22 protein-coding genes are annotated in these 22,792 nt (G+C 55.8%); 16 read left to right on the top strand and 6 right to left on the bottom strand.

The features are described from left to right. Positions 1-15 precede the first annotated feature (15 nt). Complete coding sequence (locus RUA4292_RS06935; RefSeq protein WP_058276936.1) at positions 16-876, bottom strand: lytic transglycosylase domain-containing protein; 861 nt, start codon at positions 874-876, stop codon at positions 16-18. Positions 877-1,228: 352 nt separating this feature from the next. Here RUA4292_RS06935 and RUA4292_RS06930 point away from each other — a divergent pair, with 352 nt between their 5' ends. The 15 genes from RUA4292_RS06930 (at position 1,229) to pdeM (ending at position 16,509) form a co-directional block, all read left to right on the top strand. Further along, complete coding sequence (locus RUA4292_RS06930) at positions 1,229-1,459, top strand: Flp family type IVb pilin (RefSeq protein ID WP_058276935.1); 231 nt, start codon at positions 1,229-1,231, stop codon at positions 1,457-1,459. Between the two features lie 152 nt (positions 1,460-1,611). Then, complete coding sequence (locus RUA4292_RS06925; protein ID WP_199519998.1) at positions 1,612-1,761, top strand: hypothetical protein; 150 nt, start codon at positions 1,612-1,614, stop codon at positions 1,759-1,761. Between the two features lie 156 nt (positions 1,762-1,917). Next, positions 1,918-2,793, top strand: coding sequence for a Flp pilus assembly protein CpaB (gene cpaB / locus RUA4292_RS06920; protein ID WP_058276933.1), 876 nt, complete (start codon positions 1,918-1,920; stop codon positions 2,791-2,793). A 191-nt stretch (positions 2,794-2,984) separates the two neighbouring features. Beyond that, entirely contained in the window at positions 2,985-4,391 is a 1,407-nt protein-coding gene (locus RUA4292_RS06915) for a type II and III secretion system protein family protein (RefSeq protein WP_058277109.1), read from the top strand. Positions 4,392-4,408: 17 nt separating this feature from the next. Next, entirely contained in the window at positions 4,409-5,035 is a 627-nt protein-coding gene (locus tag RUA4292_RS06910; protein ID WP_058276932.1) for an OmpA family protein, read from the top strand. A 199-nt stretch (positions 5,036-5,234) separates the two neighbouring features. After that, positions 5,235-6,467, top strand: coding sequence for a CpaE/TadZ family protein (locus RUA4292_RS06905; protein ID WP_058276931.1), 1,233 nt, complete (start codon positions 5,235-5,237; stop codon positions 6,465-6,467). Positions 6,468-6,491: 24 nt separating this feature from the next. Further along, positions 6,492-7,937, top strand: a complete 1,446-nt coding sequence (locus RUA4292_RS06900) for a TadA family conjugal transfer-associated ATPase (protein WP_058272282.1) — start codon at positions 6,492-6,494, stop codon at positions 7,935-7,937. A 12-nt stretch (positions 7,938-7,949) separates the two neighbouring features. Beyond that, positions 7,950-8,918, top strand: a complete 969-nt coding sequence (locus tag RUA4292_RS06895; RefSeq protein ID WP_058276930.1) for a type II secretion system F family protein — start codon at positions 7,950-7,952, stop codon at positions 8,916-8,918. A 10-nt stretch (positions 8,919-8,928) separates the two neighbouring features. Further along, entirely contained in the window at positions 8,929-9,909 is a 981-nt protein-coding gene (locus RUA4292_RS06890) for a type II secretion system F family protein (protein ID WP_058276929.1), read from the top strand. 181 nt (positions 9,910-10,090) lie between these two features. Continuing rightward, positions 10,091-10,498 (top strand): tetratricopeptide repeat protein, encoded by a 408-nt coding sequence (locus RUA4292_RS06885; protein ID WP_306346060.1) that lies wholly within the window; start codon positions 10,091-10,093, stop codon positions 10,496-10,498. Between the two features lie 30 nt (positions 10,499-10,528). Next, positions 10,529-11,380: a tetratricopeptide repeat protein gene (locus tag RUA4292_RS06880; protein WP_058276927.1), complete on the top strand. Its 852-nt coding sequence runs from the start codon at positions 10,529-10,531 to the stop codon at positions 11,378-11,380. 3 nt (positions 11,381-11,383) lie between these two features. Next, positions 11,384-11,929, top strand: a complete 546-nt coding sequence (locus RUA4292_RS06875) for a prepilin peptidase (RefSeq protein WP_058276926.1) — start codon at positions 11,384-11,386, stop codon at positions 11,927-11,929. Between the two features lie 116 nt (positions 11,930-12,045). Then, the gene (locus RUA4292_RS06870; RefSeq protein WP_058276925.1) at positions 12,046-13,353 is read left to right on the top strand and encodes a DUF8689 domain-containing protein; all 1,308 of its coding nucleotides are present in this window, start codon (positions 12,046-12,048) and stop codon (positions 13,351-13,353) included. Positions 13,354-13,393: 40 nt separating this feature from the next. Then, on the top strand, positions 13,394-15,805 hold the full coding sequence (locus RUA4292_RS06865) for a ligase-associated DNA damage response DEXH box helicase (protein WP_058276924.1): 2,412 nt from the start codon (positions 13,394-13,396) through the stop codon (positions 15,803-15,805). A 41-nt stretch (positions 15,806-15,846) separates the two neighbouring features. Further along, entirely contained in the window at positions 15,847-16,509 is a 663-nt protein-coding gene (gene pdeM / locus RUA4292_RS06860) for a ligase-associated DNA damage response endonuclease PdeM (RefSeq protein ID WP_058276923.1), read from the top strand. Positions 16,510-16,511: 2 nt separating this feature from the next. On the opposite strand, the gene RUA4292_RS06855 is transcribed toward pdeM, so the two are convergent. From RUA4292_RS06855 to RUA4292_RS06835, 5 genes are all read right to left on the bottom strand, one after another. Further along, on the bottom strand, positions 16,512-17,174 hold the full coding sequence (locus tag RUA4292_RS06855; RefSeq protein ID WP_233493376.1) for a LytTR family DNA-binding domain-containing protein: 663 nt from the start codon (positions 17,172-17,174) through the stop codon (positions 16,512-16,514). Positions 17,175-17,465: 291 nt separating this feature from the next. Further along, the gene (gene folD, locus RUA4292_RS06850; protein WP_058272291.1) at positions 17,466-18,356 is read right to left on the bottom strand and encodes a bifunctional methylenetetrahydrofolate dehydrogenase/methenyltetrahydrofolate cyclohydrolase FolD; all 891 of its coding nucleotides are present in this window, start codon (positions 18,354-18,356) and stop codon (positions 17,466-17,468) included. 52 nt (positions 18,357-18,408) lie between these two features. After that, the gene (locus RUA4292_RS06845; protein ID WP_058276921.1) at positions 18,409-18,714 is read right to left on the bottom strand and encodes a chorismate mutase; all 306 of its coding nucleotides are present in this window, start codon (positions 18,712-18,714) and stop codon (positions 18,409-18,411) included. 57 nt (positions 18,715-18,771) lie between these two features. After that, positions 18,772-20,448, bottom strand: a complete 1,677-nt coding sequence (locus RUA4292_RS06840) for a formate--tetrahydrofolate ligase (protein WP_058276920.1) — start codon at positions 20,446-20,448, stop codon at positions 18,772-18,774. 183 nt (positions 20,449-20,631) lie between these two features. Next, positions 20,632-21,567 carry a LysR substrate-binding domain-containing protein gene (locus RUA4292_RS06835; protein ID WP_058277108.1) on the bottom strand — a complete coding sequence of 312 codons (936 nt, stop codon included), beginning with the start codon at positions 21,565-21,567 and terminating at the stop codon, positions 20,632-20,634. Positions 21,568-21,804: 237 nt separating this feature from the next. On the opposite strand from RUA4292_RS06835, the gene RUA4292_RS06830 reads away from it, so the two are divergent. Then, complete coding sequence (locus RUA4292_RS06830) at positions 21,805-22,758, top strand: ABC transporter substrate-binding protein (RefSeq protein WP_058277107.1); 954 nt, start codon at positions 21,805-21,807, stop codon at positions 22,756-22,758. Positions 22,759-22,792: the final 34 nt, after the last annotated feature.

Raw genomic sequence — 22,792 nt, 5'->3', positions numbered from 1 at the left:
TCGGGTGGGCCATTTTCAGTTCAACGATTGGAATACACACCCATCCGTAATCAGCTGAGGCGGTGTCGAACACAACGCCCGCGCCACCTGAAACGCTGCAAGAACCTTGGGTACGTAATCACGGGTCTCTGCGTAAGGTGGGACGCCCTCGTGCTTACGTACGGCCCCTTCCCCAGCGTTATACCCTGCAAGGACGAGGATCGGGTCGTTACCGAATTCTTCCATCAGCCAGTTCAGGTACTTCACACCTCCCGCGATGTTTTGCGACGGCTGCGTACTGTCCTGAACCCCAAAACGTTTGGCGGTTGCAGGCATCAGCTGCATCAATCCTTGTGCCCCTGCCGAGCTTACAGCGTCGGTGCGCCCAGCGGACTCAACGGAAATGACCGCCAGAACCAATGCCGGAGAGACATTTGTTCCAACGGTCGAGCGCAGAATATCCACGCGACGCTGTTGGGCGATGTTTTGCAGGGTCTGTAAACGGGGTGCCGCGACATTGATCGCAGCCAGTGCATTCATGGCATCGTGCAGCCGCCCGGACCCGGCCTCGTTCAATGACGGCGACACCCTTTCCCAGAAAGCCTTGTACGAACCAACCGGTTTTTTGCTCGCACCGGGAAGAGTTGGCGGTACGACACGCGTGCGCGCGATGATTTCAGGTTCGACTAATTCTACGCCTGTACTAGGGGCAGAAGGGGTCTGCGCATGCTCATCGGGCGTAATCTGGACCGTGACGCGCGGCCGCGTGCCAGGCTGTGGGGCCTTGACCCGTTTGTAGACGCCTCTTGGCTCAACCTCGTTCGCCACGACTGGCACTGGGCCAGACAACATCAACGCCGCCAAACCGGCGCAAGTCATTGCGAGCCGGAGATTCATTTGCCTGCCTCATGTTTTTCTTTTGGTTGAGTTGAACCTCGAATCTGCCCGCAAGGCCAGAAAAACAATGCGAAATGGGGCAAATTCGCCTCATTTGCCGCAAATTTGCATCGGGGCGAACGGACAACCTCTGTTAGATTTTCTTTTTTGTTTATTTTTTTCAATAACTTATGAAAATAACCACCAAAAAGTTAAACTTCACCAAAAAAAAATGGGGTTTGGCCCAATTCCTGCCATGCACAGCGGTCAATCATAGTGCCATACCGAGACGATCGGGAGCGGACTGAGAGAGAATGCTCTGATAGACGCCGAGGTTTAATTGACTTTTTTGATCCTTTAGGAGGGACGTAACATGATCAAGTTCATCAAGAACTTCCGCAAAGATGAAGACGGCGCCGTAACAGTAGACTGGGTCGTTCTGACCGCAGCAATCGTTGGCCTGGCATCAGTCGCCTACACACAAATTGGTAACGGCACTCAGGCAGTTTCGAACGAAGTTGGCGCAGCCCTGCAAGGCGCAGCGACAGCTACAGCAGACGTCATCCCAGTCACCCCGGGCGGCACAACCACATCCGGCGGCTAAACAAATTGTCACTTTGACTTTCTTTTTCGGGGCCGGGTTGTTTGACCCGGCCCCGAAATCATTCATGGCCCAAAATTGGAAACGATATGCTCAAAAGAATATGCGTATTCAGCAAGTTTGAAGACGGGGCCGTGACGGTTGACTGGGTTGTTTTGACAGCCGCAATCGTGGGAATTGCCGCCGGTGTTTTCGTTGTATTTCACCAACCGGTCCGAGACCTGGATGCCAAATCAGGTGCAGCCCTGAGTGGGATTGATGTTGCGGACGAGATTTCTGTGCGTTTCGACGCGCCAGACTCGTAAACTCGCAATTGCCTATATGTCCAAAAAAACCTAATGGACGCACAATAGTTCAGATATTGTCCCCCTTTTCGACACAATCTCCCTTTAATCAAAGTTGATCTTCGTCGTAAATCTTTGGCGAACAAACCTAGATAGAATAACTAAGAGGGGACGCGAATGCGGCTAGTATTTGGACTTGTCCTGATTGTTGGGGTCGCTTTGGCCGGTGGGGCCGTCTACTTGGCAAAGGACTACATCAGTCAAACCCAAGCAAAACTTGAGAGAGAAAGGCTAGCGACTCAAAATGCGCTCGCAAATGTTAAGACCATTCCGACTGTCCCAGTGATGGTCGCAAACCGGGTCATGAAATATGGAGAGCGTCTTGCGCAGGAAGATGTACGCGTCGTGCAGTGGCCTGAGGACGCGATTCCCGAAGGAACTTTTTCCGATATGGCCGTACTGTTCCCAGAGAATGCAAGAGGCGACCGCTTTGTCCTGCGCGCAATGGAAAAAGACGAGGCCCTTCTGACTGTCAAAATCACTCAGCCCGGGGAATCTGCCGGGCTGACGTCTCGCCTTGAGAAAGGCATGCGCGCCTTCGCAATCAGTGTAGATGTTGCATCTGGTGTATCGGGCTTCTTACGCCCAGGCGATAACATTGACGTTTACTGGACCGGATCTCTGAGGGGTACTGGTGGTGAAGGTGAGATCACGCGGCTTATCCAGAACAATATTGAATTGATTGCTGTCGACCAGACCGCAGGTTCAGACTTGACTGGAACAACTATCGCCAGAACGGTTACAGTGGCTATAACTCCTGAACAGGTCGCAGCTCTTGCCCAAGCCCAGAATACGGGTAGGTTGTCATTGGCATTGGTTGGTGTCCAGGATGAGACCATAGCAACAGCAATTGAAGTCGACCAAAGAAAACTGCTGGGAATCGAAGAAGCAGCACCCGCGCCAGTCAAAGTCCAGAAAAGGGTTTGTACAGTCAAAGCGCGTCGCGGCGGCGAGATCGTCGATACAGGAATAGTTACACCCTGCACAAACTAGCGTAAAATCAAAATGTTAAAGCCACAAGCCGCGCCATCAGCGCGGCTTGTTTCGTTTCGATTGTTGCGCATTGCCCACATAAGGAAAATTACAGAAACCATTGATTATTGCAATAAAATCGTAATTCGCGCAGTGTTGTCACACATAAGGCGTTAGACCTAAAACGAGGCGTGATCGGAGAGGCAGGTCACATGAAAATAAAATCTTGGTTCAACGCAACCCTTCTGGGGTTGGCGTTAGTTATCAGTTCGGCCAGCACTGCTGTCCAGGCTGAAACACTTCGCGTGGTTAAGAACGGTACGGCGGAAACGCTGGACGTTCCGATGAACCGCGCAATTGTCGTTGAAAGCGAAACACCATTTGCGGAATTAAGCATCGCCAACGCAGGCATCGCTGACATTTCGTCGCTTTCTGATCGTACCATCTATGTATTGGGTAAGGCACCTGGCCTGACCACGCTGACTTTGTTCGACGGAGCCGGCAACCTGCTGGCAAATGTTCGGGTCCGTGTATCGCCGGATGTGTCTGAGTTCAAAGAAAGGTTGCGACAGATTCTGCCGAGCGAGCCAATCGAAGTGCGCACTGCCAACGACGGCATCGTTCTTTCTGGCACGATTTCCAGTTCGGCCAAATTGGCCCGCGCTCTGGAACTTGCAGAACGGTACGCGCCCGAGAGGGTGTCGAACCTGATGTCCGTTGGCGGTGTTCAGCAGGTCATGCTGAAAGTTCGCTTTGCAGAAATGAACCGGTCGGTTGCCAAAAGCTTGACCGCATCGTTGGGCTTTGGTGGCGGCGACACGACAGGTGGTTTCAACACATTGAACAGCGCAGGCGCTTTGGCCAATGCACTGAACAACAACATTCCCATCCAACAGACAAACACAGGTGCTATTCTGTTTGGCTTTGGTGCTGGTTCCACGCAAGTACGCTTGCTGCTAGAAGCGCTTGAAACTAAAGGGCTTGCCCGAACGCTTGCGGAGCCCAACCTGTCAGCGCTGTCGGGTCAGGAAGCTGAATTCCTGGCGGGTGGCCAAGTCCCGATTCCTGTTCCTGCGGACGACGGCAACATTGCAATCGAATATCGGAATTTTGGTGTGCAGGTTCTCTTTACCCCCCGCGTGGTGGATGGTGATCTGATTAACCTTGAGTTAGGTACATCAGTTTCAACTATTGACCCGAACTCCAACTTTTCAATTGCAGGCAACAACGTGCCCACTTTTATCTCGCGTCAAACAAAGACGACAGTTGAATTGCGAGACGGAGAGAGCTTTGCGATTGCAGGGTTGATTCAGGACAACTTCGCGGACCTGAATAGCCAAATCCCATGGGTCGGCGACATTCCTGTGCTGGGTGCTTTATTCCGCAGCGCGGAATACCAGCGTGAGCAATCTGAACTGGTCGTCATCGTCACAGCACATCTGGTATCACCCACACGCGGTGAAGCTCTTGCTCTGCCGACAGACCGCGTCAAACCGCCTACCGAGTTTGACTTGTTCCTGAACGGGAAAACGGCCCGAACCACACGGGTAGGTTCGGGGGGCGCGTCTGAAGTCGCCAAACAAGACTTTGGCAGCTCATACGGCTACATCCTGGAATGATTGAGAGGATAGGACCAATGCAGAAGTGGATCATAACACTGGGTCTGTCGGTAGCCGTTGCCGCGTGTACGCGTGAAGCGGGGTACGAAATCGACCAAGGCGCTTTTGGCAACGCAACGCTAAACAACGTTCAGGTCATGAACGGTGAGCTGACATACGCCCAAATCCTGGGCCGGCGGTTTGCCGCAGAGGTGCCGACGCAGATTAATTTTGCGTTTAACAGTTCTCAGCTGGACGCTCAGGCACAGCGAGTTTTGTTGCGGCAAGCGGCGTGGATCAAGCAGTTCCCCGAAGTTAGGTTCCGCGTTTACGGCCATACCGATGCTGTAGGCTCTACCGGGTATAACCAGTCGCTTGGGCAACGCCGCGCAAACGCCGCTGTTGCATTCCTGACGCAGCAGGGAGTCTCGCGTTCACGCTTGGAAGCCGTTGTTTCCTTTGGGAAAACACAGCCTCTAATCGACACTCCGAACCGAGATCGTCGCAACAGGCGTACGGTGACTGAAGTGTCCGGTTTCATGGAGCGTAACCCGCTGGTGCTGGATGGCAAGTACGCTGCTATCATCTATCGCGAATACGTCGCCAGCGCTACGAGAGAGAGCTACATCCAGCGTGACGATGTTGGCGGCAGCGATTCTGAATAATCCATAAGAAATGGGCGGCATCGTCGCCCATTTCCCTACAATTGGTTCTTTTGCGCCAAAATCTTGCCTAAGTTCCAAGCCATCTTTTCAACAATTAGGTGAAGTGCGGTCCGAATTGGCCGCGACCGGGCAACAGCGAACTGAACCGAACCAAACATGTTCGGGCAGCGAGCAGGCCCAGACGACGAGGATTGTGTGAATGACCAGCGCCAAAACGCATGATGACGGAACTGCCATTCTGGCCTGCACGATCAGCCGTGACGTCCAAAATTTTGATCTTCTGATCGAGGACATGGAAACCATTTTGGGTGAACGTTGGGGCGACCTTGGTTTTGCCGAAGCTCTGGCTTTTTTCAGCCAGGCAGAGGCGGAAAGCCTTGAATTCGTTGCGCTTGCTATTGACGGAGAAGATGAGGACAACCTTTCGCTGATGGGCGAAATCATCTCCCAGGCCAAACAGAAAAAGATCAAGATCGTTCTGATTGCCGAAGACGTCACACCTGCGTCTCTGCACCAACTGCTTCGCAAGGGCGCGGACGAGTTTGTCCCCTACCCTCTTCCCGAAGGAGAGTTGCAGGAAGCCATCGAGCGCATGAACAAACCTGAACCGGTGGCGGCGACTGCAGTGGCCGCTCAGGTCGCCCAGGGTGATTCGAAAGAAGGCGCGCTGTTTGTGGTCCATGGGCTGGCAGGCGGTGTGGGATCAACGACCATGGCGGTTAACCTCGCCTGGGAGCTGGCAACAGCGTCAGACAAAGAGGCGCCGTCTGTGTGCGTCATCGACCTGGATCTGCAATATGGCAGCGTGTCGACATATCTGGACCTTCCCCGACGCGAAACCATATTTGAGATGCTGTCAGACACTACTTTGATGGATGACGATGTCTTCTCGCAGGCCTTACAAACCTATGAGGAAAAGCTTGAGGTTCTGACTGCACCGTCCGATATGGTTCCGTTGGACCTGATCACACCCGATGACATCGAGCGCGTCATCGAAATTGCCCGCAGGAAATTCGACTACGTGGTCGTCGACATGCCGACGACCCTTGTTCATTGGTCGGAAACGGTTCTTCAGGCTGCGCATGTGTACTTTGCCATGATCGAGCTGGACATGCGATCCGCTCAGAATGCGCTGCGGTTGAAACGCGCCCTCCAGGCCGAGGAACTGCCGTTCAACAAACTCCGGTTCGCTCTGAACCGAGCCCCGAAATTCACTGACTTGAATGGCAAAGGCCGGGTCAAGCGCATGGGCGAAAGCCTAGGCATTTCAATTGACCTGCAATTGCCGGATGGCGGCAAACCCGTCATGCAAAGCGGTGATCACGGATTGCCGCTGGCCAAATCCGCCGCCAAGAACCCGCTGCGGCGGGAAATCGCAAAACTTGCAAAATCGCTTCACAGCTTGGGCAGCAGCAGCGCCGAGGCCGCGTAACCGTATTTCAGAGGGGTAGTCGCCGTGTTTTCAAGATACAAGAAGCAGCCAGCAGCGCAGCCGGTCGAGGCTGCTCCAGCGCCTGAAGCTGCGGCGCAAACGCCTGCTCCGAAAAAAGCATCCACTGACAACGCCGTCGCACGCCGCCCAATTCAAAAGAAGGCTGCTGAACCGGTCGGATCGGACCGGGATCGCAAGCGCAAAGAGCGCTTGGGTGAGATCAAGATCGAGATGCACCGGGAACTGCTGGAAAACCTGAATCTTGCGGCCCTTGAAAAGGCCGGAGAATCTGAACTGCGGGCGGAAATCAGCGCGATCTCGAGCGAAATCCTCGAATCCCGCGATATCGTTCTGAACCGCGAAGACCGGTCACAGCTTAACAAAGAGCTGTATGACGAAGTCACTGGTCTGGGGCCCCTTGAGACGCTGCTTCAAGATGACAGTGTCAACGATATCTTGGTAAACGGTCCTCAGCAGATTTTTGTCGAACGGTTCGGCAAGCTTGAAATCAGCGACGTCACGTTTAAGGACGAAAAGCACCTGATGCGGATCATCGACAAGATCGTATCCGCCGTGGGTCGCCGGGTCGATGAATCCAACCCCTATGTTGACGCCCGCCTGGCTGACGGATCGCGTTTCAACGCAATGGTGCCACCTATCGCCGTTGACGGGTCACTGGTTTCCATTCGTAAGTTCAAAAAAGACAAGCTTGCCATCGACGATCTGGTCAATTTCGGCGCTTTCACAGAGGAAATGGCCGCCTATTTGCAGGCAGCTGTTTCAACGCGCCTGAATATCATTGTCTCGGGCGGTACTGGCTCGGGTAAAACGACGACGCTGAATGCCTTGTCCAGCTTTATTGATGACGCCGAACGCATCCTGACCATCGAGGATACTGCGGAACTTCAGCTGCAGCAGACCCATGTGGGACGGATGGAAAGCCGCCCCCCCAACGTCGAAGGCAAAGGCGAAGTCAGCCCGCGCGACTGTCTGAAAAACGCTCTTCGTATGCGTCCTGACCGCATCATCGTGGGCGAGACGCGTGGCGCCGAGGTGATCGACATGCTGCAAGCCATGAACACCGGCCACGACGGTTCGATGACCACGATCCACGCCAACTCGGCGCGTGACGGGATTTCGCGTCTCGAGAACATGATTGCGATGGCCGGGATCGAGATGCCTATCAAAGCGGTACGCAGCCAAGTCTCATCCGCTGTGAACCTGATTGTACAGGCCAGCCGCCTGCAGGACGGCTCACGTCGGATGACCTCGATCACTGAGATTACGGGGATGGAAGGTGACGTGATTTCCATGCAGGAAATTTTCAAGTTTCAACGCGTTGGACTAACGCCGGACAACAAGATCATTGGCCATTTCACCGCGACCGGAGTGCGCAGCCACTATTCCGAACGCTTCCGTCTGTGGGGCTTTGATCTACCGTCATCCATCTACGAACCTACGACCGTCTAAGGAGATCCGGAAATGCAACTGCCCGTAGAGGCTCTTATCTATGTTGTGATCTTCGTCGGAGTTCTTCTCCTGGTCGAGGGCATCTATCTTGTGGCATTTGGCAAGTCCATCAGCCTGAACAGCCGTGTGAACCGGCGTCTGGATATGCTGGAAAAAGGCGTCGGACGCGAACAGGTTCTGGAACAGCTGCGCAAGGAAATGCAGCAGCATATGAAATCCCAGAGCATCCCGCTCTATTCGCTTTTGGCCGACAAGGCACAAAAAGCTGCTATCGCCTTTTCACCTCGCCAATTGATCATGATCATGATGCTGGTTTCTGGATTTGCCTATGTGGGCTTGAGCATCGGCACAGGAACGGAGGTCGTGTTGCGGATTGCGCTTTCGATCGGAATTGGCGTCGGTGGCGTATATGCTTGGGTGAACCATAAAGCTTCGAAACGCATGGGTTTGATGGAAGAACAACTGCCCGACGCGGTTGAGTTGATGGTGCGCTCTCTTCGCGTTGGCAACCCATTTGTCTCGACAATTCAAATTGTTGCAAATGAGGTGCAGGATCCTCTTGGAACGGAATTTGGCGTGATTGCTGACGAATGCGCCTATGGTCGTGACGTGGGTGACGCCCTGAAGGACATGGCCGAACGCTTGGGAATGCAGGATCTGCGCTTTTTGTCTGTCGCTGTCGGCATCCAGCAACAGGCCGGTGGTAACCTGGCCGAGATTTTGGCGGGCCTGGCCCAGGTTATTCGTGCTCGGTTCCGTCTGTTCCGCCGCGTTAAGGCGATCACGGCCGAAGCCAAATGGTCCGGCAAGTTCCTGTCTGGCTTCCCCCTATTCTGCCTGTTGTTCATTTTGGTGAAAGATCCGGGTTACTACGACGACGTTGTTGACCACGAGTTGTTCATTCCCATGTGTTTCTTTGTTGGCATCATGCTGACACTGAACCTGATCGTCATGCGCATTCTTACGAATATCAAAGTCTGAGGGCTTGAGTATGGAATTTTTGACCCAAATCAATGCAGTCCTAACCGAGCATTTGGGGCCTTTCGGACCACTTATCGTAGTTGGTGTTCTGGGGTTGTTTATGATCCTGGTGGCTTTGCCACTGATACTGAACCAGCCAGAGGACCCTCTCAAGAAACTGCAGCGTTCAAATGCGGCGCCCAAGGACAGCAAAAAGGGCAAGAAAGACAAACTGCGACAAGCCAGTCGCAACGAGCAACTTCAGAAATTCGCGAATTTCCTGGAACCGCAGAATCAGGAAGAGCTTTCCGCGATGGAACTCAAACTGCGCCAGGCGGGATATCAGTCCAAGGACGCAGTCCGCTTTTTCCACTTTGCCCAATTTGCCCTTGGTTTGGTCGGTGTGGCGATTGGTGTTCTGTTAGTCACGGTTTTTTCCGCTGGTCAGGAATTTACACCGACCCAAACGGCCACCCGCGTCTTGATCCCGGCATGTGCGTTCTACTTCCTACCCCGCTATTGGATCACGCGGCGCGTAGCCGAGCGAGAAGAAGCCATCGTCGCAGGGTTTCCCGATACTCTGGACTTGATGCTGGTCTGCGTAGAAGCGGGTCAGTCACTGGATCAGGCAATCGTTCGGGTCGCGGCAGAGATGAAGGTCTCATACCCGGATATCGCCTTGGAGTTCGAAGTCGTCGCGCACGAACTGAAAGCAGGTAAGGACAGGGACAGTGTTCTCAGAGACTTTGGCACGCGGTGCGGTGTTCAGGATGTCAGCTCGTTCGTGACTGTTATGATCCAGTCGGCCGCGTTTGGTACGTCAATCGCCGAAGCCCTGCGGGTTTATGCCGGTGAAATGCGTGATAAGCGGGTAATGCGCGCCGAAGAGGCTGCGAACAAGTTGCCAACCAAAATGACACTTGCCACAATGATGCTGACTGTGCCGCCATTGCTGGTCATTTTGGTCGGACCCTCGGCGAAAGGCATCGCGGACTTTGCAAGTGGGGGATAGCATCCCGATGGCATTAAACTTCAGGTGTATCCGGTTCAGGCTACGCCACATGTTTCAGGCCACTTTGGTTCTTGCCATGGTGGCCTCTTGTACAGAAACGGGCCTTTCAAACGGTCTGGACGCTCCGGGCGTTGACTCCAAAGCCGAAGCTGTTGATCCGATTACGGTCGGGAACCGACTGATGGCATCGGGCGAATATGAGCTGGCGCTGACTTCCTTTTCCCGCGCCGCGCTGGATCAAGGGATGACAACGGAACTCCTGACCTCAATGGGAACTGCAAACCTGGGTCTCAGGCGTTTGGGGCAAGCAGAAGAACTGCTGCGCCGAGCGATAGAGGATGAATCCGCTTGGCCCATTGCGTGGAATAATCTGGGTGTTGTGCTAATGGAAAAGGCGGAATACCCAGAGGCTGAGCAGATGTTCAGGCGCGCCTTTGCTTTGGACAATGGCGAAAGTGACGCAATCTTGGACAATCTGCGCTTAGCACTCGCAAAAATGGAAAATCCTGTTAATACTACCCCGGAAAAACAGGAATATACACTGGAGCAGCAAGGCGACGGGCAATTCATGCTGCGCAAGCTCCCGTAACATTGGCAAGAGCAGTAAGGGACGCAAAAAATGCGCCAACAATTCTTGATTCCGACGATGGTGATCTGCGGGATGGTTCTGTCCGCCTGCGAAAAGGAAACCGAAGAAGAAAAGGTCGAACGCACCTATCAGGAAGTGAACGTCATAGACGAAACCAACCTGAACGAGGTTCTTCTGACCGCGGCTGATCCGAACGAGGCTGTGACCTACTTCAAAGGGGCCGCCGCGAAAAACCCTGGTCGGATCGACCTGCAGCGGGGTCTTGCTATTTCTCTTACCCGTGCCAAGCGCACAACCGAGGCCGCTTCGGCGTGGAAAAAAGTGACCTCGATGAAGGGCGCAAGCAACGTCGACCGGGTCGAATACGCCGCCGCTTCGGTCCGCGCAGGTGACTGGCCAACAGCCAAGTCGACGCTGGATTCTGTTCCACCAACCTATGAAACGTTCCAACGTTACCGTCTTGAGGCGGTCGTTGCAGACTCCAGTAAAGACTGGAAACGCGCGGATCACTTTTACGAAACAGCCGTCGGTCTGACCACGCGCCCTGGCAGCGTAATGAACAACTGGGGCTACTCAAAGCTGTCGCGCGGTGACTACGCCGATGCTGAAAGATTGTTTTCCGAAGCAATCCGTCAGGACAAGTCGCTGTTCACCGCTAAGAACAACCTCGTGTTGGCCAGGGCCGCGCAGGGCAACTATAACATGCCGGTTGTTCCTCTGACGCAGGTTGAGCGGGCCATGCTGCTGAATACAATGGGTATTTCTGCGATCAAACAAGGCGACATCACAACGGCCAAGAACCTGTTCCGCGAAGCCATCGCAACCCACCCGCAGCACTATGAGGAAGCCGTTCGATCGCTTCGCGCGCTTGAAGAGGCCTGATTCATGAATATCCCTGCGACGGCAGCCGCATGGTTTTTACCATTTGTGTTGCCGATCTGCTTTTACGTGGCCTTCACCGATCTGCGTAGCATGCTGATCAAGAATCATGCCGTGATCGCTTTGGCCGCGGTTTTTGCTGTTGTCGGGTTGATTGTACTGCCACCCTGGGCCACCGAGTGGACGACCGGCGGCGTGGGTCCGATTGCCCTGACACTTCCGCCCTATCTATGGCAATTGCTGCACATCGTGGTCGTTTTGTTTTTCGGCATCCTGTTGAACGCGGCCGGCGTCATGGGGGCTGGTGATGCCAAGTTTCTGGCTGCCGCCTCAGCCTTTGTCTGGGCCGGTGACTATCTGCTTATGACGCTGATCGCCACTTGCGCCATGCTTGGTGCATATGTGACGCACAGGCTGGCCAAGCACACACGCCTTCGGGCGATCGCCCCGGACTGGGAGAGCTGGGATCGGGGCAAGAAATTTCCGATGGGTTTTCCGTTAGGGGCCAGTTTGGCGATCTATTTGATTTTCGGAACTGTTTCCGGCTCATAAACTATCATCAGCCCGCCTCTTCAATGCCTTTGTGCTGACACAAATCAGGTTAAGATTTTATCCAAGCAGCCCTTATGGGGCTTTTGGCGTGATTAGTGGATAGACGGGCAACGCTCATGAATATGCAGACGACCTCAGTTATGGCCCCCCCTGCCCCCAAGGGTATGGCCGAAATGAAACTGCCCATCGTGATGATGCGGGACATTCTGCTTAAGACGATATTCCGAAAGAACGTGGATACGGTCACGGAAATCGCGGAAGCGATCTGCTTGCCGGGTGCCGTCACGCAAGAACTTGTAGACATCGCACGCGAACAGAAACTGCTCGAAGCGACGGGCACACTGAACGCCAACAGTGGCAACGAGATGGGCTATCAGCTTACCGATGCCGGCAAAGCCCGTGCACTGGACGCGCTGAGCCAATCTGAATACTTCGGCGCTATGCCGGTTCCGCTGGACGTATACCGGGAACAGGTCAAGCGTCAGTCAATCCGAAACATTCAGGTGACCCGCGATCAGCTAACTGGTGCGATGGGACATCTTGTTCTGCCCGACAGCCTACTGGACCATCTGGGCCCCGCAGTCAGCGCCGGCCGGTCAATTCTGATGTATGGCCCTCCGGGTAACGGTAAATCCTCAATCTCGAACGGTATTCGCGACGCGCTGGGGGACAACGTCTATGTTCCCAGTGCCATCGAGTATGCAGGTCAGGTCATCACGGTCTATGATCCGATCGTCCACACTGCGATCGAGCAAGAGGCGGATGACCCCAACAGCCTGCGCCGTCGCAAGCGGTTCGACACACGCTATGTTCAGTGCGAACGCCCGACCGTGGTAACGGGCGGTGAACTTTCGCTTTCAATGCTGGATCTGGTCTACAACCCGACTGCACGTACCTATCAGGCGCCCCTGCAGCTGAAATCAACCGGTGGCATCTTCATCGTGGACGACCTTGGTCGTCAGCAGGAACCGCCACAGGCGCTGATCAACCGCTGGATTGTTCCTTTGGAAGAGAACAAGGACATTCTTGGCCTGCAGTCTGGCGAAAAGTTCGAAGTGCCTTTTGACACACTGGTTATCTTCTCGACCAACTTCCACCCAAATGAGATATTCGACCAAGCGGCCCTGCGCCGGATCTTCTTCAAGATCAAGATCGGTGGTCCCGTTCAAGAAGACTTCCTAAAAATCTTTGCAATGGTGGCGCGGAAACGCGGCATGCCGCTGGATGAATCCGCTCTGGTGCACTTGCTGAAGGTCAAGTACCCGACCATCAACAACGTTTATGCCAACTATCAGCCGATCTTCCTGATCGACCAAATGATCTCGATCTGCGAATTCGAGGGCATCCCCTATCAGATGAGCCCCGACCTGATCGACAGGGCCTGGGCCAACATGTTCGTCAAAGACGAGGTAATCGTAAATTAACGCCGTGCCATTTCCGGGACAGGCCGGGTAGTCTGCGTTCATGACGCAGATTCCCCTCCGGATCACGGATTGGTTTGACGCCAAAGGCTGGTCCATCCATCCACATCAGCAAGAGATGTTTGACCGGGCTGCGGACCCGGCCACTTTGCTTATTGCGCCGACCGGCGGTGGCAAAACGATGGCCGGTTTCCTGCCGACACTGGCCGAGCTGGCGGAAAATGATCGCCCCGGCCTGCACACGCTCTATGTTTCCCCACTCAAGGCTTTGGCCGCCGATATCCGCCGCAACCTGCGCGGCCCGGCGGACGATATTGGCCTGCCCATCCGCATCGAAGACCGAACAGGCGATACATCGGCCACGCAAAAGAAACGTCAGCGCGTGGACCCTCCGCACATCCTGCTGACCACGCCTGAAAGCCTGGCCTTACTGACGTCGTACGAAGACGCCCCGCGGATGTTTGCAGGCGTCCAACGCGTGATCGTGGACGAAATCCACGCCTTGGCCGAAAGCAAACGAGGCGATCAGTTGATGTTGGCGCTGGCCCGTTTGCAGAGCTTGTGCCCTGACCTGCGACGCGTCGGCCTGTCGGCCACAGTCGAAGACCCTGATGCCATCGCGCAGTTTTTGGCCCGCCACCCCGATCCTTGCAAGATCATTCAGGCTGATCCCGGCCCCGACCCCGATATCCAAATGCTTGAGACGCAAGAGATGCCGCCCTGGTCCGGTGGAGGGGCGGCCTATTCGATCCCTGCGGTGCTGGATCAGATCAAACAACACAAAACCACGCTGATCTTTCACAACACCCGCGCGCAGGCCGAAATATTCTTTCACAACATTTGGCTTGCCAATGATGACGGGCTGCCCATTGGCATTCACCATGGCAGCCTGGATCGGCAACAACGCGAACGGGTCGAGGCTGCAATGGTCCGTGGTGACCTACGCGCCATTGTTTGCACCGGCAGTCTGGATCTGGGCATCGACTGGGGCGATGTGGATCTGGTGATCCAGATTGGCGCGCCCAAGAACGTCAAACGTCTGGTTCAGCGCATTGGTCGTGCCAACCACCGTTACAACGCCCCGTCCAAAGCCCTATTAGTGCCAGCGAACCGGTTTGAAGTGGTCGAGTGCGTCGCCGCGTTGGCGGCGGCAAAGGCCCATGATCTGGATGGCGAACCGCGCGGACCGGGCCCAAGGGACGTCTTGTGCCAGCATGTACTCATCGCCGCTGCGGCAGGCCCGTTCGATACAGATGACCTGTTCACCGAATTGACGGCAGCAGGGCCATATTCCGATCTCAGCCGCGCTGAGTTCGACGCCTGTTTGGATTTCTGTGCAACCGGCGGCTACGCGCTGCGCGCCTATGATCGCTGGCAGCGGCTTTTGCAGCGGCCAGACGGGAAATGGCAGCTAAGAGACCCACGGGCAACACAGCGTATTCGTATGAACCTGGGCACGATACAGGACACAGACACGCTGAAAGTCCGCTTAAAGCGCAATCGCGGGGGCAAACCGCTGGGTGAGGTCGAGGAGGCATTTGCAGCCTCTCTGACGCCCGGAGATACGTTTCTGATCGGCGGACAGATCGTACGGTACGAGGGACTGCGAGAAATGGTGGTCGAAGTCAGCCGCCGGGCGGACAAGAAGCCCAAGATCGCTACATTTTCGGGCAGCAAGTTCGCGACCTCGACCCAACTCAGCGACCGTATCCTGCGCATGTTCGCTCAGCCGGAGTGGCCACAACTACCTGCCCACACGGCCGAATGGTTAGCGTTGCAGCGGGATATGTCCCGATTGCCTCAACGGGATCGCTTGCTGATCGAAAGTTTTCCCAATGACGGTCGTGAACACCTGTGTGTTTACGGCTTCGCTGGGCGCAATGCGCAACAGACCCTTGGGCTTTTATTGACCAAACGGATGGAGGAAACCGGGTTGGCGCCGCTTGGTTTTGTCGCCACCGACTATGCGACGCTGATTTGGGGCTTGGATGCTGTAACCGACCCAAGCCCATTGCTCCAATTGGACAAACTGCGTGACGGGCTTGAGACATGGCTGGCGGGTAACGCTGTCATGAAACGCACCTTTCGCGCTTCGGCCACCATCGCAGGCCTGATCGAGCGCAATACGGGCGGGCAACGCAAAAGCGGGCGTCAGGCTACGTTTTCTTCGGATATTCTTTACGACACTCTGCTGAAATATGACCCCAACCACCTTCTGATGCAGATCACCCGCGAGGAAGCAATGCGCGGACTAGTAGATTTCGGACGTATCGAGACAATGATTGAACGAATTGGTGACCGGATAGATCTGGTTCGGCTGGATCGGGTCTCTCCCCTCGCCGCGCCGTTGTTTCTGGAGGTTGGCAAAGTACCGGTCAAAGGTGCCGCCGAAGAACGCCTGTTGGCCGAGGAAAGCGCCCGGTTGCTACAGGCTGCGGGACTAGACGCAAAGTAATTCAGCTTGCGCCAGCGGCCAAAACAGGCAAAGAACGTACCATGAACGAGTTGGCGTTTTCCTTTGCTGAACAAGACCTGCGCGCATTTGGATCTGGTGCGTTGTGGTGGCCAAGCCGGAAACTGTTATGCGTCAGCGATCTGCATCTTGGCAAATCCGAACGTATGGCGCGGCGCGGTGGTCCCTCTTTGCCGCCCTATGACAGTCAGGACACCCTGACCCGGCTGGCAGCCGACATCGACAGAACCCGCGCGCAAACTGTCATCTGCCTGGGCGACAGCTTTGACGATTTGGATACTTTGACGGCGTTGGGCACCGCCGAGAAGCTTTCGTTGACGGCCCTGCAAGCAGGCCGACAATGGATTTGGATCGAAGGAAACCACGACCCGGGTCCAATAGACCTGGGCGGAACACATCTGGCTGAATACGCGGTAGGTCCGCTGGTTTTTCGGCATATCGCCCAACCCGGTGATCACGGCGAAATCTCGGGGCACTATCATCCCAAGACGTGCATTAGGGCACGCGGTCGGACGATCACACGCCCGGCGTTTTTGATGGATAATGCACGGCTTATCCTACCGGCCTATGGCACCTATACAGGCGGGCTACGAAGTTCCGAGAAAGCTCTAAGTGACTTGATGAGCGACCGGGCAATGGCCATCCTGACCGGCCTTCATCCACAATTCATCCCAATGCCACGCTGAGATCATATCAACCCGTCGTCTTCAAGCATCGGCTTGTACTTCCGGCTGACCGGTATCAGGTCACCATTCACCAGCTTCAAATAGATTCTGTCGGCCACCTTCTCAGTGCCTATGACTGCGTCATCCACGATCCAATGGGACCGGTGCGCACAATGCCCGCGCAAGGGCTCCATTTCCCCAACCGTATCAGAGAGTCGTAACCGGATCGCAAAGGTACCCTCTGATGTGACCACATCCACATAGTGATTGCGCGAGCTCAGGCGATAAATCTGCCCCTGAAAAGACGCAGGCAACCGTCGCGCAAGCCGCGGTGCCGGGGATGGTGGTGGAGCGCTTTTGGGTTCCGCCCGGCTGGTCAGAATCAGGCCAGCGGTAAACAAGGCGCTATACCCAATAACCCGCGGGATGCCGGGTGCGGAGTGGCCCCCAATGGAAAACAGAACCACGGCCAGCACCCAAAGGGACGGGATAAACAACAGCAAAACAAACAGGGCGATTGCCAGGTCACGCACTGGCAGGTTCAGAACAGTCCCGGTTTCGCGGATCAGCTTTCGTGCCATCCAGGTCGAAGTAACAGCGATGCCCATCACTCCGAACCAAAACAAGAACCTTATGGCAAACGGCAAATCAGACATCTGGAACGGCGGAAAAGCGTAAGCCAGCATAGGAAGGAAGAACGCTCCGGCCACCACACGTTGTGGGCTGCACAGGCTTAAGATGGGTCTTAGCTTTGAAGTGATACCATATCAAAAACCACTTTCAGGGACGCAGCCAAAAGCCCCGGAAAGCTAACATTCACACACTGTAAACGGCTGGGATATCCCGGCTACCACGCCCCATTCAGACATTCAAACCTTAAAGGGGGGAATTTAGCCCGTTGACATCATGGTCAAATTTGCCGCTTGGACAGTTTATTGGTGCGTTGGGGCGCATTTTTTGCGCCCCAGCGAAACAGGTCAGGCTGTGAGGCCTTCTGGTTCTGGCAGTTTGTTGGCGCGGCAGCAGGCGGTGAGGGTGTTGGCCAGCAGGCAGGCGATGGTCATGGGGCCGACGCCGCCGGGGACCGGGGTGATGGCGCCGGCGCGTGCTGCGGCGCTGGCATAATCGACGTCGCCGACCAGTTTGTTCTTGCCGTCGCGTTCAATGCGGTTGATGCCCACGTCGATGACGGTCGCCCCTTCCTTGATCCAGTCGCCCGGCACCATTTCGGGGCGGCCAACGGCGGCCACAACGATGTCGGCGCGGCGGACCACGTCGGGCAGATCCTTGGTGCGGCTGTGCGCGATGGTCACGGTGCAGCTGTCGCCCAGCAGCAGCTGCGCCATCGGCTTGCCAACGATGTTCGAGCGTCCGATCACAACCGCATCCATGCCCGACAATGAGCCATGGTGGTCACGCAGCATCATCAGACAGCCCAGCGGGGTGCAGGGCACCATCGATTTCTGACCGGTGCCCAAGAGGCCCACGTTGGAGATATGGAACCCGTCCACATCCTTGGCCGGGTCGATCGAATTGATCACCAGGTCCTCGTTCAGATGCTTGGGCAGCGGCAGTTGAACCAGGATTCCGTGCACAGCCGGATCGTTGTTCAGCTTTTCGACCAGCGCCAGCAGGTCCTCTTCCGAGGTATCGACATCCAGCTTGTGCTCGTACGAGTTCATGCCGACCTCGACGGTCATCTTGCCCTTGGAGCGGACATAGACCTGGCTGGCCGGGTCTTCGCCGACCAGAACCACGGCCAGGCCGGGGGTGATGCCGTTTTCCTCTTTCAGCTTTGCAACCTGATCGGCCACTTGCGCACGGACCTTGGCCGCAAAGGCCTTGCCGTCGATAACCTGCGCTACCATCCTTTGATCCCTTCTTTCAAAAACGGATCGGGCGCGTGAAGCGCCCGGTCATTCAGTCCGGGCCGAGAACACGTTCCTCACGTGCAATCGACCAGTCAATCAACATGCGCCACATTCCTTCGGCCAAATCCGGATCCATTCCCAGCTCGGCCGAGCTTGCGCGCACGCGGTGCACCACGTCTTCGACACGGTCCGGGATACGGGCAGGCAGGCCCTCGCCCGGCTTCAGCTCGGACGCGCGGTCAATGTAGCCTGCGCGCGCCACCAACATTTCGATCAGTTGGCGGTCCAGCTTGTCGATCTGAACCCGCAGATCCTGCATCGTTGCACAGTCTTGCGGCGGTGTCAGAGTGGGCATCGCGATCTCCTCATGGCCCGGGAAAACCCCGGACCACGAGATGTCCTATTCGGCGGCTTAGAACAAGCCCTCGATCTCACCTGCGTCATTGAGGCAGATGGTTTCCGCAGCCGGTTTGCGTGGCAGACCGGGCATGGTCATGATCTCACCGCAGACAACCACGATAAAGCCGGCCCCCGCGCTCAGGCGCACCTCACGCACCGGAACCGAATGGCCGGTGGGCGCGCCGCGCAAGGTCGGATCGGTCGAGAACGAATACTGCGTCTTGGCCATGCAGACCGGCAGATTGCCGTATCCGGCCTCTTCCCATTCACGCAGCTGGTTGCGGATCTTGTTGTCGGCCAGAACCTCGTCGGCGCGGTAGATGCGCTTGGCGATGGTTTCGATCTTCTCGAACAGCGGCATGTCATCGGGGTAGATCGGTGCGAAGTTGGCACTGCCGCCTTCGACGATCTCGACAACCTTCTCGGCCAGCGGCGCAGAGCCCTCCGAGCCCAGCTCCCAGTGACGCGAAAGAACCGCCTCAACCCCATGCTCGGCGCAATAGTCGCTGACCGCCTGCACTTCGGCATCGGTGTCGGTGACGAAGTGGTTGATGGCAACCACAACCGGCACGCCAAAGGATTTCACGTTCTCGATGTGACGGCCCAGGTTGGCACAGCCCGAGTTGACCGCGTCGACGTTTTCCGCGCCCAGATCGGCCTTGGCAACGCCGCCGTTCATCTTCATCGCACGCACGGTGGCAACCAGCACCACTGCAGACGGCGCGATGCCCGCCTTACGGCACTTGATGTTCATGAACTTCTCGGCGCCCAGATCGGCACCAAAACCGGCCTCAGTCACAACGTAGTCAGCCACTTTCAAAGCAGTCTTGGTGGCAATGACCGAGTTACAGCCATGCGCGATATTCGCGAAGGGGCCGCCGTGGACAAAGGCCGGGTTGTTTTCCAGCGTCTGCACCAGGTTCGGCTGCATCGCGTCTTTCAGCAGCACGGTCATCGCGCCTTCGGCCTTGATGTCGCGGCAGTAAACAGCGGTCTTGTCGCGGCGGTAGGCCACGATGATGTCACCCAGACGCTTTTCCAGATCCTTCAGGTCGTTGGACAGGCACAGGATCGCCATGACCTCGGACGCCACGGTGATGTCAAAGCCGGTTTCGCGCGGGAAGCCGTTCGACACACCACCCAGGGACGCCGTGATCTGACGCAGGGCACGGTCATTCATATCGACCACGCGACGCCATGCGACGCGGCGTACATCGATCTCGGCTTCATTGCCCCAGTAGATGTGGTTGTCGATCATCGCCGACAGCAGCGAATGCGCCGAGGTGATCGCGTGGAAATCCCCGGTAAAGTGCAGGTTCATTTCCTCCATCGGAACAACCTGCGCGTAACCGCCCCCTGCAGCGCCGCCCTTCATGCCGAAGTTCGGGCCCAGCGAGGCTTCGCGAATGCAGATCATCGCATTCTTGCCGATGCGGTTCAGACCATCACCCAGACCAACGGTCGTGGTCGTCTTACCCTCACCCGCAGGCGTCGGGTTGATCGCGGTGACCAGCACCAGCTTGCCGTCTTCTCGACCCTGAACCGAGTTGATGAACTCCTGGCTCACCTTCGCCTTGTCATGGCCATAGGGCAGCAGATCAGCAGAATCGATGCCGATCTTAGCGCCAATTTCCTGAATAGGCTTCTTCTGCGCCTCGCGCGCAATTTCAATGTCCGATTTATAGCTCATTGGGCAAAACCCCCGGTTGGAAAAGTCTGACAACGTCTTGGCCGGATCGGCAGCGCACCAACCCAGATTCGTTTATTTTTCTTTAAGGTAAATAATTATTCCCCTGGGTCAATACGCGAGTTGTAGTTGCCAAACAGCCCACAGCCAAACTCACCATCAATGCCCAGCCACCAACAACCCAATTCAGGCGTATCTTTTCCGACCTTCACTAAGACCCAGCAGCCAATCTTCGACTATCAACTGCTCTGGAAAAGCACTGTTGAAAGGCCTTTTCAGCAGGTAATATCCCGACTCAGTTCGCACCGATGCGCCCTGGACTGGCCTGACCAAAGCGCCGCTTTCAAGCAATGGGTCAACAAGATGGGCCCAGCCCAACGCAATGCCCAATCCATCAACCGCTGCCTGTACTGACAATGGGTAAGTGTTGAACGCGACTGCCTGTTCCATTGATGATGTTGATACACCATTGCCGCTGAACCACGCTCGCCACGTCATCCATTCTGCATGCGCGCTGGTGACCTCAATAAGGTCAAGTTCCGGTAACGCAGAAATATCCGCGGCATTGGGATTACTTTTGAGGTACTCGGGGCTGCAAACCGGAAAAACGGTTTCTCCGAACAGAAGCTTTGCCTCGTACCCCGGCCAGTCGCCATCCCCCCGCAGAATTGTCAGGTCCATAGAATCTGACAGGCATTCTGCGTCACTGTCAGAAGACACTAAAGAGATACGTATTCGGCCATTGGATTTGTTGAACTTGCGAAGTTGCGGCATCAGCCAAAGAGACGCAACAGAATTGGTCGCCGAGATCGAAACCGTATTTGCCTGATGCTTGGCCAGCATGTCTCGGCTGACATCCCGCATCAGGTCCAGTGATTTTTCCACGGTCGCCAACAGGATGGCACCCTGTTGAGTAAGGGAAACAGAACGATGACCCCTTACGAATAAGGGCACGTCATAGTGCTGTTCCAGCAAGCGTACTTTGCGGCTGATTGCGGTCTCTGAGATGTTCAGCACCTTGCTGGCTTGCGCAAAACTCTGTGCCTTGGCAGCGGCTTCAAATGCCAACAAATAGTCTAGCGGCGGCAAGACTTTCCCGGTGACTGGCGCTTTTTTTGGCATTTGGGGGCCTTTTCCCGAGCTGGACGACGGCGCGATCAAAAACATTTGCCCGCATCTGGCAACATTCGATCAGGCAACTGTCTGTTAAGATAGCAAAAAGTCGGATTAGCCTCAAGAAATTATGGTCAAAGCCCCTCAAATTTCTGTTCTGCACATTAGACGATCTTGGGCAGAATGCATGAATTCGGGGCCGGAAGAGTCCTCAACTCAAAAATGAATGTCACTCAGGGAGCAAACATGAAACTTACAAACCTACTTTCTGCTGCAACCTTGGCAGCAGTAGCGGGAACTGGCGCGGCTGCCGAAGACAGCAGCGACCCGATCGTAATCCCCATTCACAACTGGTCCAGCCAGATCGTGATGTCGAACGTTGTAGGCCTGATCTTCGAAGAGATGGGCAACAACGTAGAATATGTCACCACCGACAGTCAGGCCGTCTATGAATCGGTACGTTTGGGCGATGTCGCGCTGGAGATGGAAGTCTGGGAAGGTGCGTTTGGTGCATCCTACCGCGCGGCGCTGGAAAAAGGCGGTCTGCATGACGCTGGCGATCACGATGCGGTCACGCGCGAGGATTGGTGGTATCCGATGTGGACCAAGGAATCCTGCCCGGGCCTGCCTGACTGGCAGGCACTGAACGACTGTGCGCACCTGTTCGCCACAGCCGAAACCGGTGACAAGGGCCGTTATCTGGATGGGCCGGTCGACTGGTTGAAGCATGGTAAAGAACGCGCCGAAGCACTGGATCTGAACTTTACGGTGATCAATGCGGGTTCAGCCGCAGCCCTTTGGGCTGAGATTGGCGCGGCAGAGGCCGACAAAACGCCGGTTTTGGTCTTTAACTGGACGCCAAACTTCGCCGAAGCTGTTTGGCCAGGTGAGTTCGTTGAATTCCCGGCATGGGAAGATGGGTGCGACAAGGATCCAGCCAAGGGTCCCAACCCGGAAGCGCTGTATGATTGTGGCAACCCTGCCGAGGGTTACCTGAAAAAGGCGGCTTGGGATGGCATGAAAGACAAGTGGCCGGCCGCGTATTGCGCCCTGACCGAGATTTCTTTCACCAACCCGCAGATTGCTGAGATGGCGAAGCTGGTCGACACTGATGAGCTTGAGCCGGAAGAGGCAGCCGAAGAATGGCTGGACGCCAACCGCGCCGTCATTGATCCTTGGATCAGTGCCTGCAGTACATAATCCGGTTGCATCCACCGAAACTGGCGCGGCCTTG

Origin of the sequence: Ruegeria atlantica (genome assembly GCF_001458195.1) — a bacterium.
GTDB lineage: Bacteria > Pseudomonadota > Alphaproteobacteria > Rhodobacterales > Rhodobacteraceae > Ruegeria > Ruegeria atlantica.
The sequence above is the reverse complement of the archived record's forward strand: the minus strand, read 5'-3'. Positions and strand labels throughout refer to the sequence as shown.

What these genes read in the sequence shown, in the direction of transcription:
- RUA4292_RS06935 (WP_058276936.1), bottom strand. Translation starts at nt 876, where the DNA reads ATGAATCTCCGGCTCGCAATGACTTGCGCCGGTTTGGCGGCGTTGATG.
- RUA4292_RS06930 (WP_058276935.1), top strand. Translation starts at nt 1,229, where the DNA reads ATGATCAAGTTCATCAAGAACTTCCGCAAAGATGAAGACGGCGCCGTA.
- cpaB (WP_058276933.1), top strand. Translation starts at nt 1,918, where the DNA reads ATGCGGCTAGTATTTGGACTTGTCCTGATTGTTGGGGTCGCTTTGGCC.
- RUA4292_RS06915 (WP_058277109.1), top strand. Translation starts at nt 2,985, where the DNA reads ATGAAAATAAAATCTTGGTTCAACGCAACCCTTCTGGGGTTGGCGTTA.
- RUA4292_RS06910 (WP_058276932.1), top strand. Translation starts at nt 4,409, where the DNA reads ATGCAGAAGTGGATCATAACACTGGGTCTGTCGGTAGCCGTTGCCGCG.
- RUA4292_RS06905 (WP_058276931.1), top strand. Translation starts at nt 5,235, where the DNA reads ATGACCAGCGCCAAAACGCATGATGACGGAACTGCCATTCTGGCCTGC.
- RUA4292_RS06895 (WP_058276930.1), top strand. Translation starts at nt 7,950, where the DNA reads ATGCAACTGCCCGTAGAGGCTCTTATCTATGTTGTGATCTTCGTCGGA.
- RUA4292_RS06890 (WP_058276929.1), top strand. Translation starts at nt 8,929, where the DNA reads ATGGAATTTTTGACCCAAATCAATGCAGTCCTAACCGAGCATTTGGGG.
- RUA4292_RS06885 (WP_306346060.1), top strand. Translation starts at nt 10,091, where the DNA reads ATGGCATCGGGCGAATATGAGCTGGCGCTGACTTCCTTTTCCCGCGCC.
- RUA4292_RS06880 (WP_058276927.1), top strand. Translation starts at nt 10,529, where the DNA reads ATGCGCCAACAATTCTTGATTCCGACGATGGTGATCTGCGGGATGGTT.
- RUA4292_RS06875 (WP_058276926.1), top strand. Translation starts at nt 11,384, where the DNA reads ATGAATATCCCTGCGACGGCAGCCGCATGGTTTTTACCATTTGTGTTG.
- RUA4292_RS06870 (WP_058276925.1), top strand. Translation starts at nt 12,046, where the DNA reads ATGAATATGCAGACGACCTCAGTTATGGCCCCCCCTGCCCCCAAGGGT.
- RUA4292_RS06865 (WP_058276924.1), top strand. Translation starts at nt 13,394, where the DNA reads ATGACGCAGATTCCCCTCCGGATCACGGATTGGTTTGACGCCAAAGGC.
- pdeM (WP_058276923.1), top strand. Translation starts at nt 15,847, where the DNA reads ATGAACGAGTTGGCGTTTTCCTTTGCTGAACAAGACCTGCGCGCATTT.
- RUA4292_RS06855 (WP_233493376.1), bottom strand. Translation starts at nt 17,174, where the DNA reads ATGCTGGCTTACGCTTTTCCGCCGTTCCAGATGTCTGATTTGCCGTTT.
- folD (WP_058272291.1), bottom strand. Translation starts at nt 18,356, where the DNA reads ATGGTAGCGCAGGTTATCGACGGCAAGGCCTTTGCGGCCAAGGTCCGT.
- RUA4292_RS06845 (WP_058276921.1), bottom strand. Translation starts at nt 18,714, where the DNA reads ATGCCCACTCTGACACCGCCGCAAGACTGTGCAACGATGCAGGATCTG.
- RUA4292_RS06840 (WP_058276920.1), bottom strand. Translation starts at nt 20,448, where the DNA reads ATGAGCTATAAATCGGACATTGAAATTGCGCGCGAGGCGCAGAAGAAG.
- RUA4292_RS06835 (WP_058277108.1), bottom strand. Translation starts at nt 21,567, where the DNA reads ATGCCAAAAAAAGCGCCAGTCACCGGGAAAGTCTTGCCGCCGCTAGAC.
- RUA4292_RS06830 (WP_058277107.1), top strand. Translation starts at nt 21,805, where the DNA reads ATGAAACTTACAAACCTACTTTCTGCTGCAACCTTGGCAGCAGTAGCG.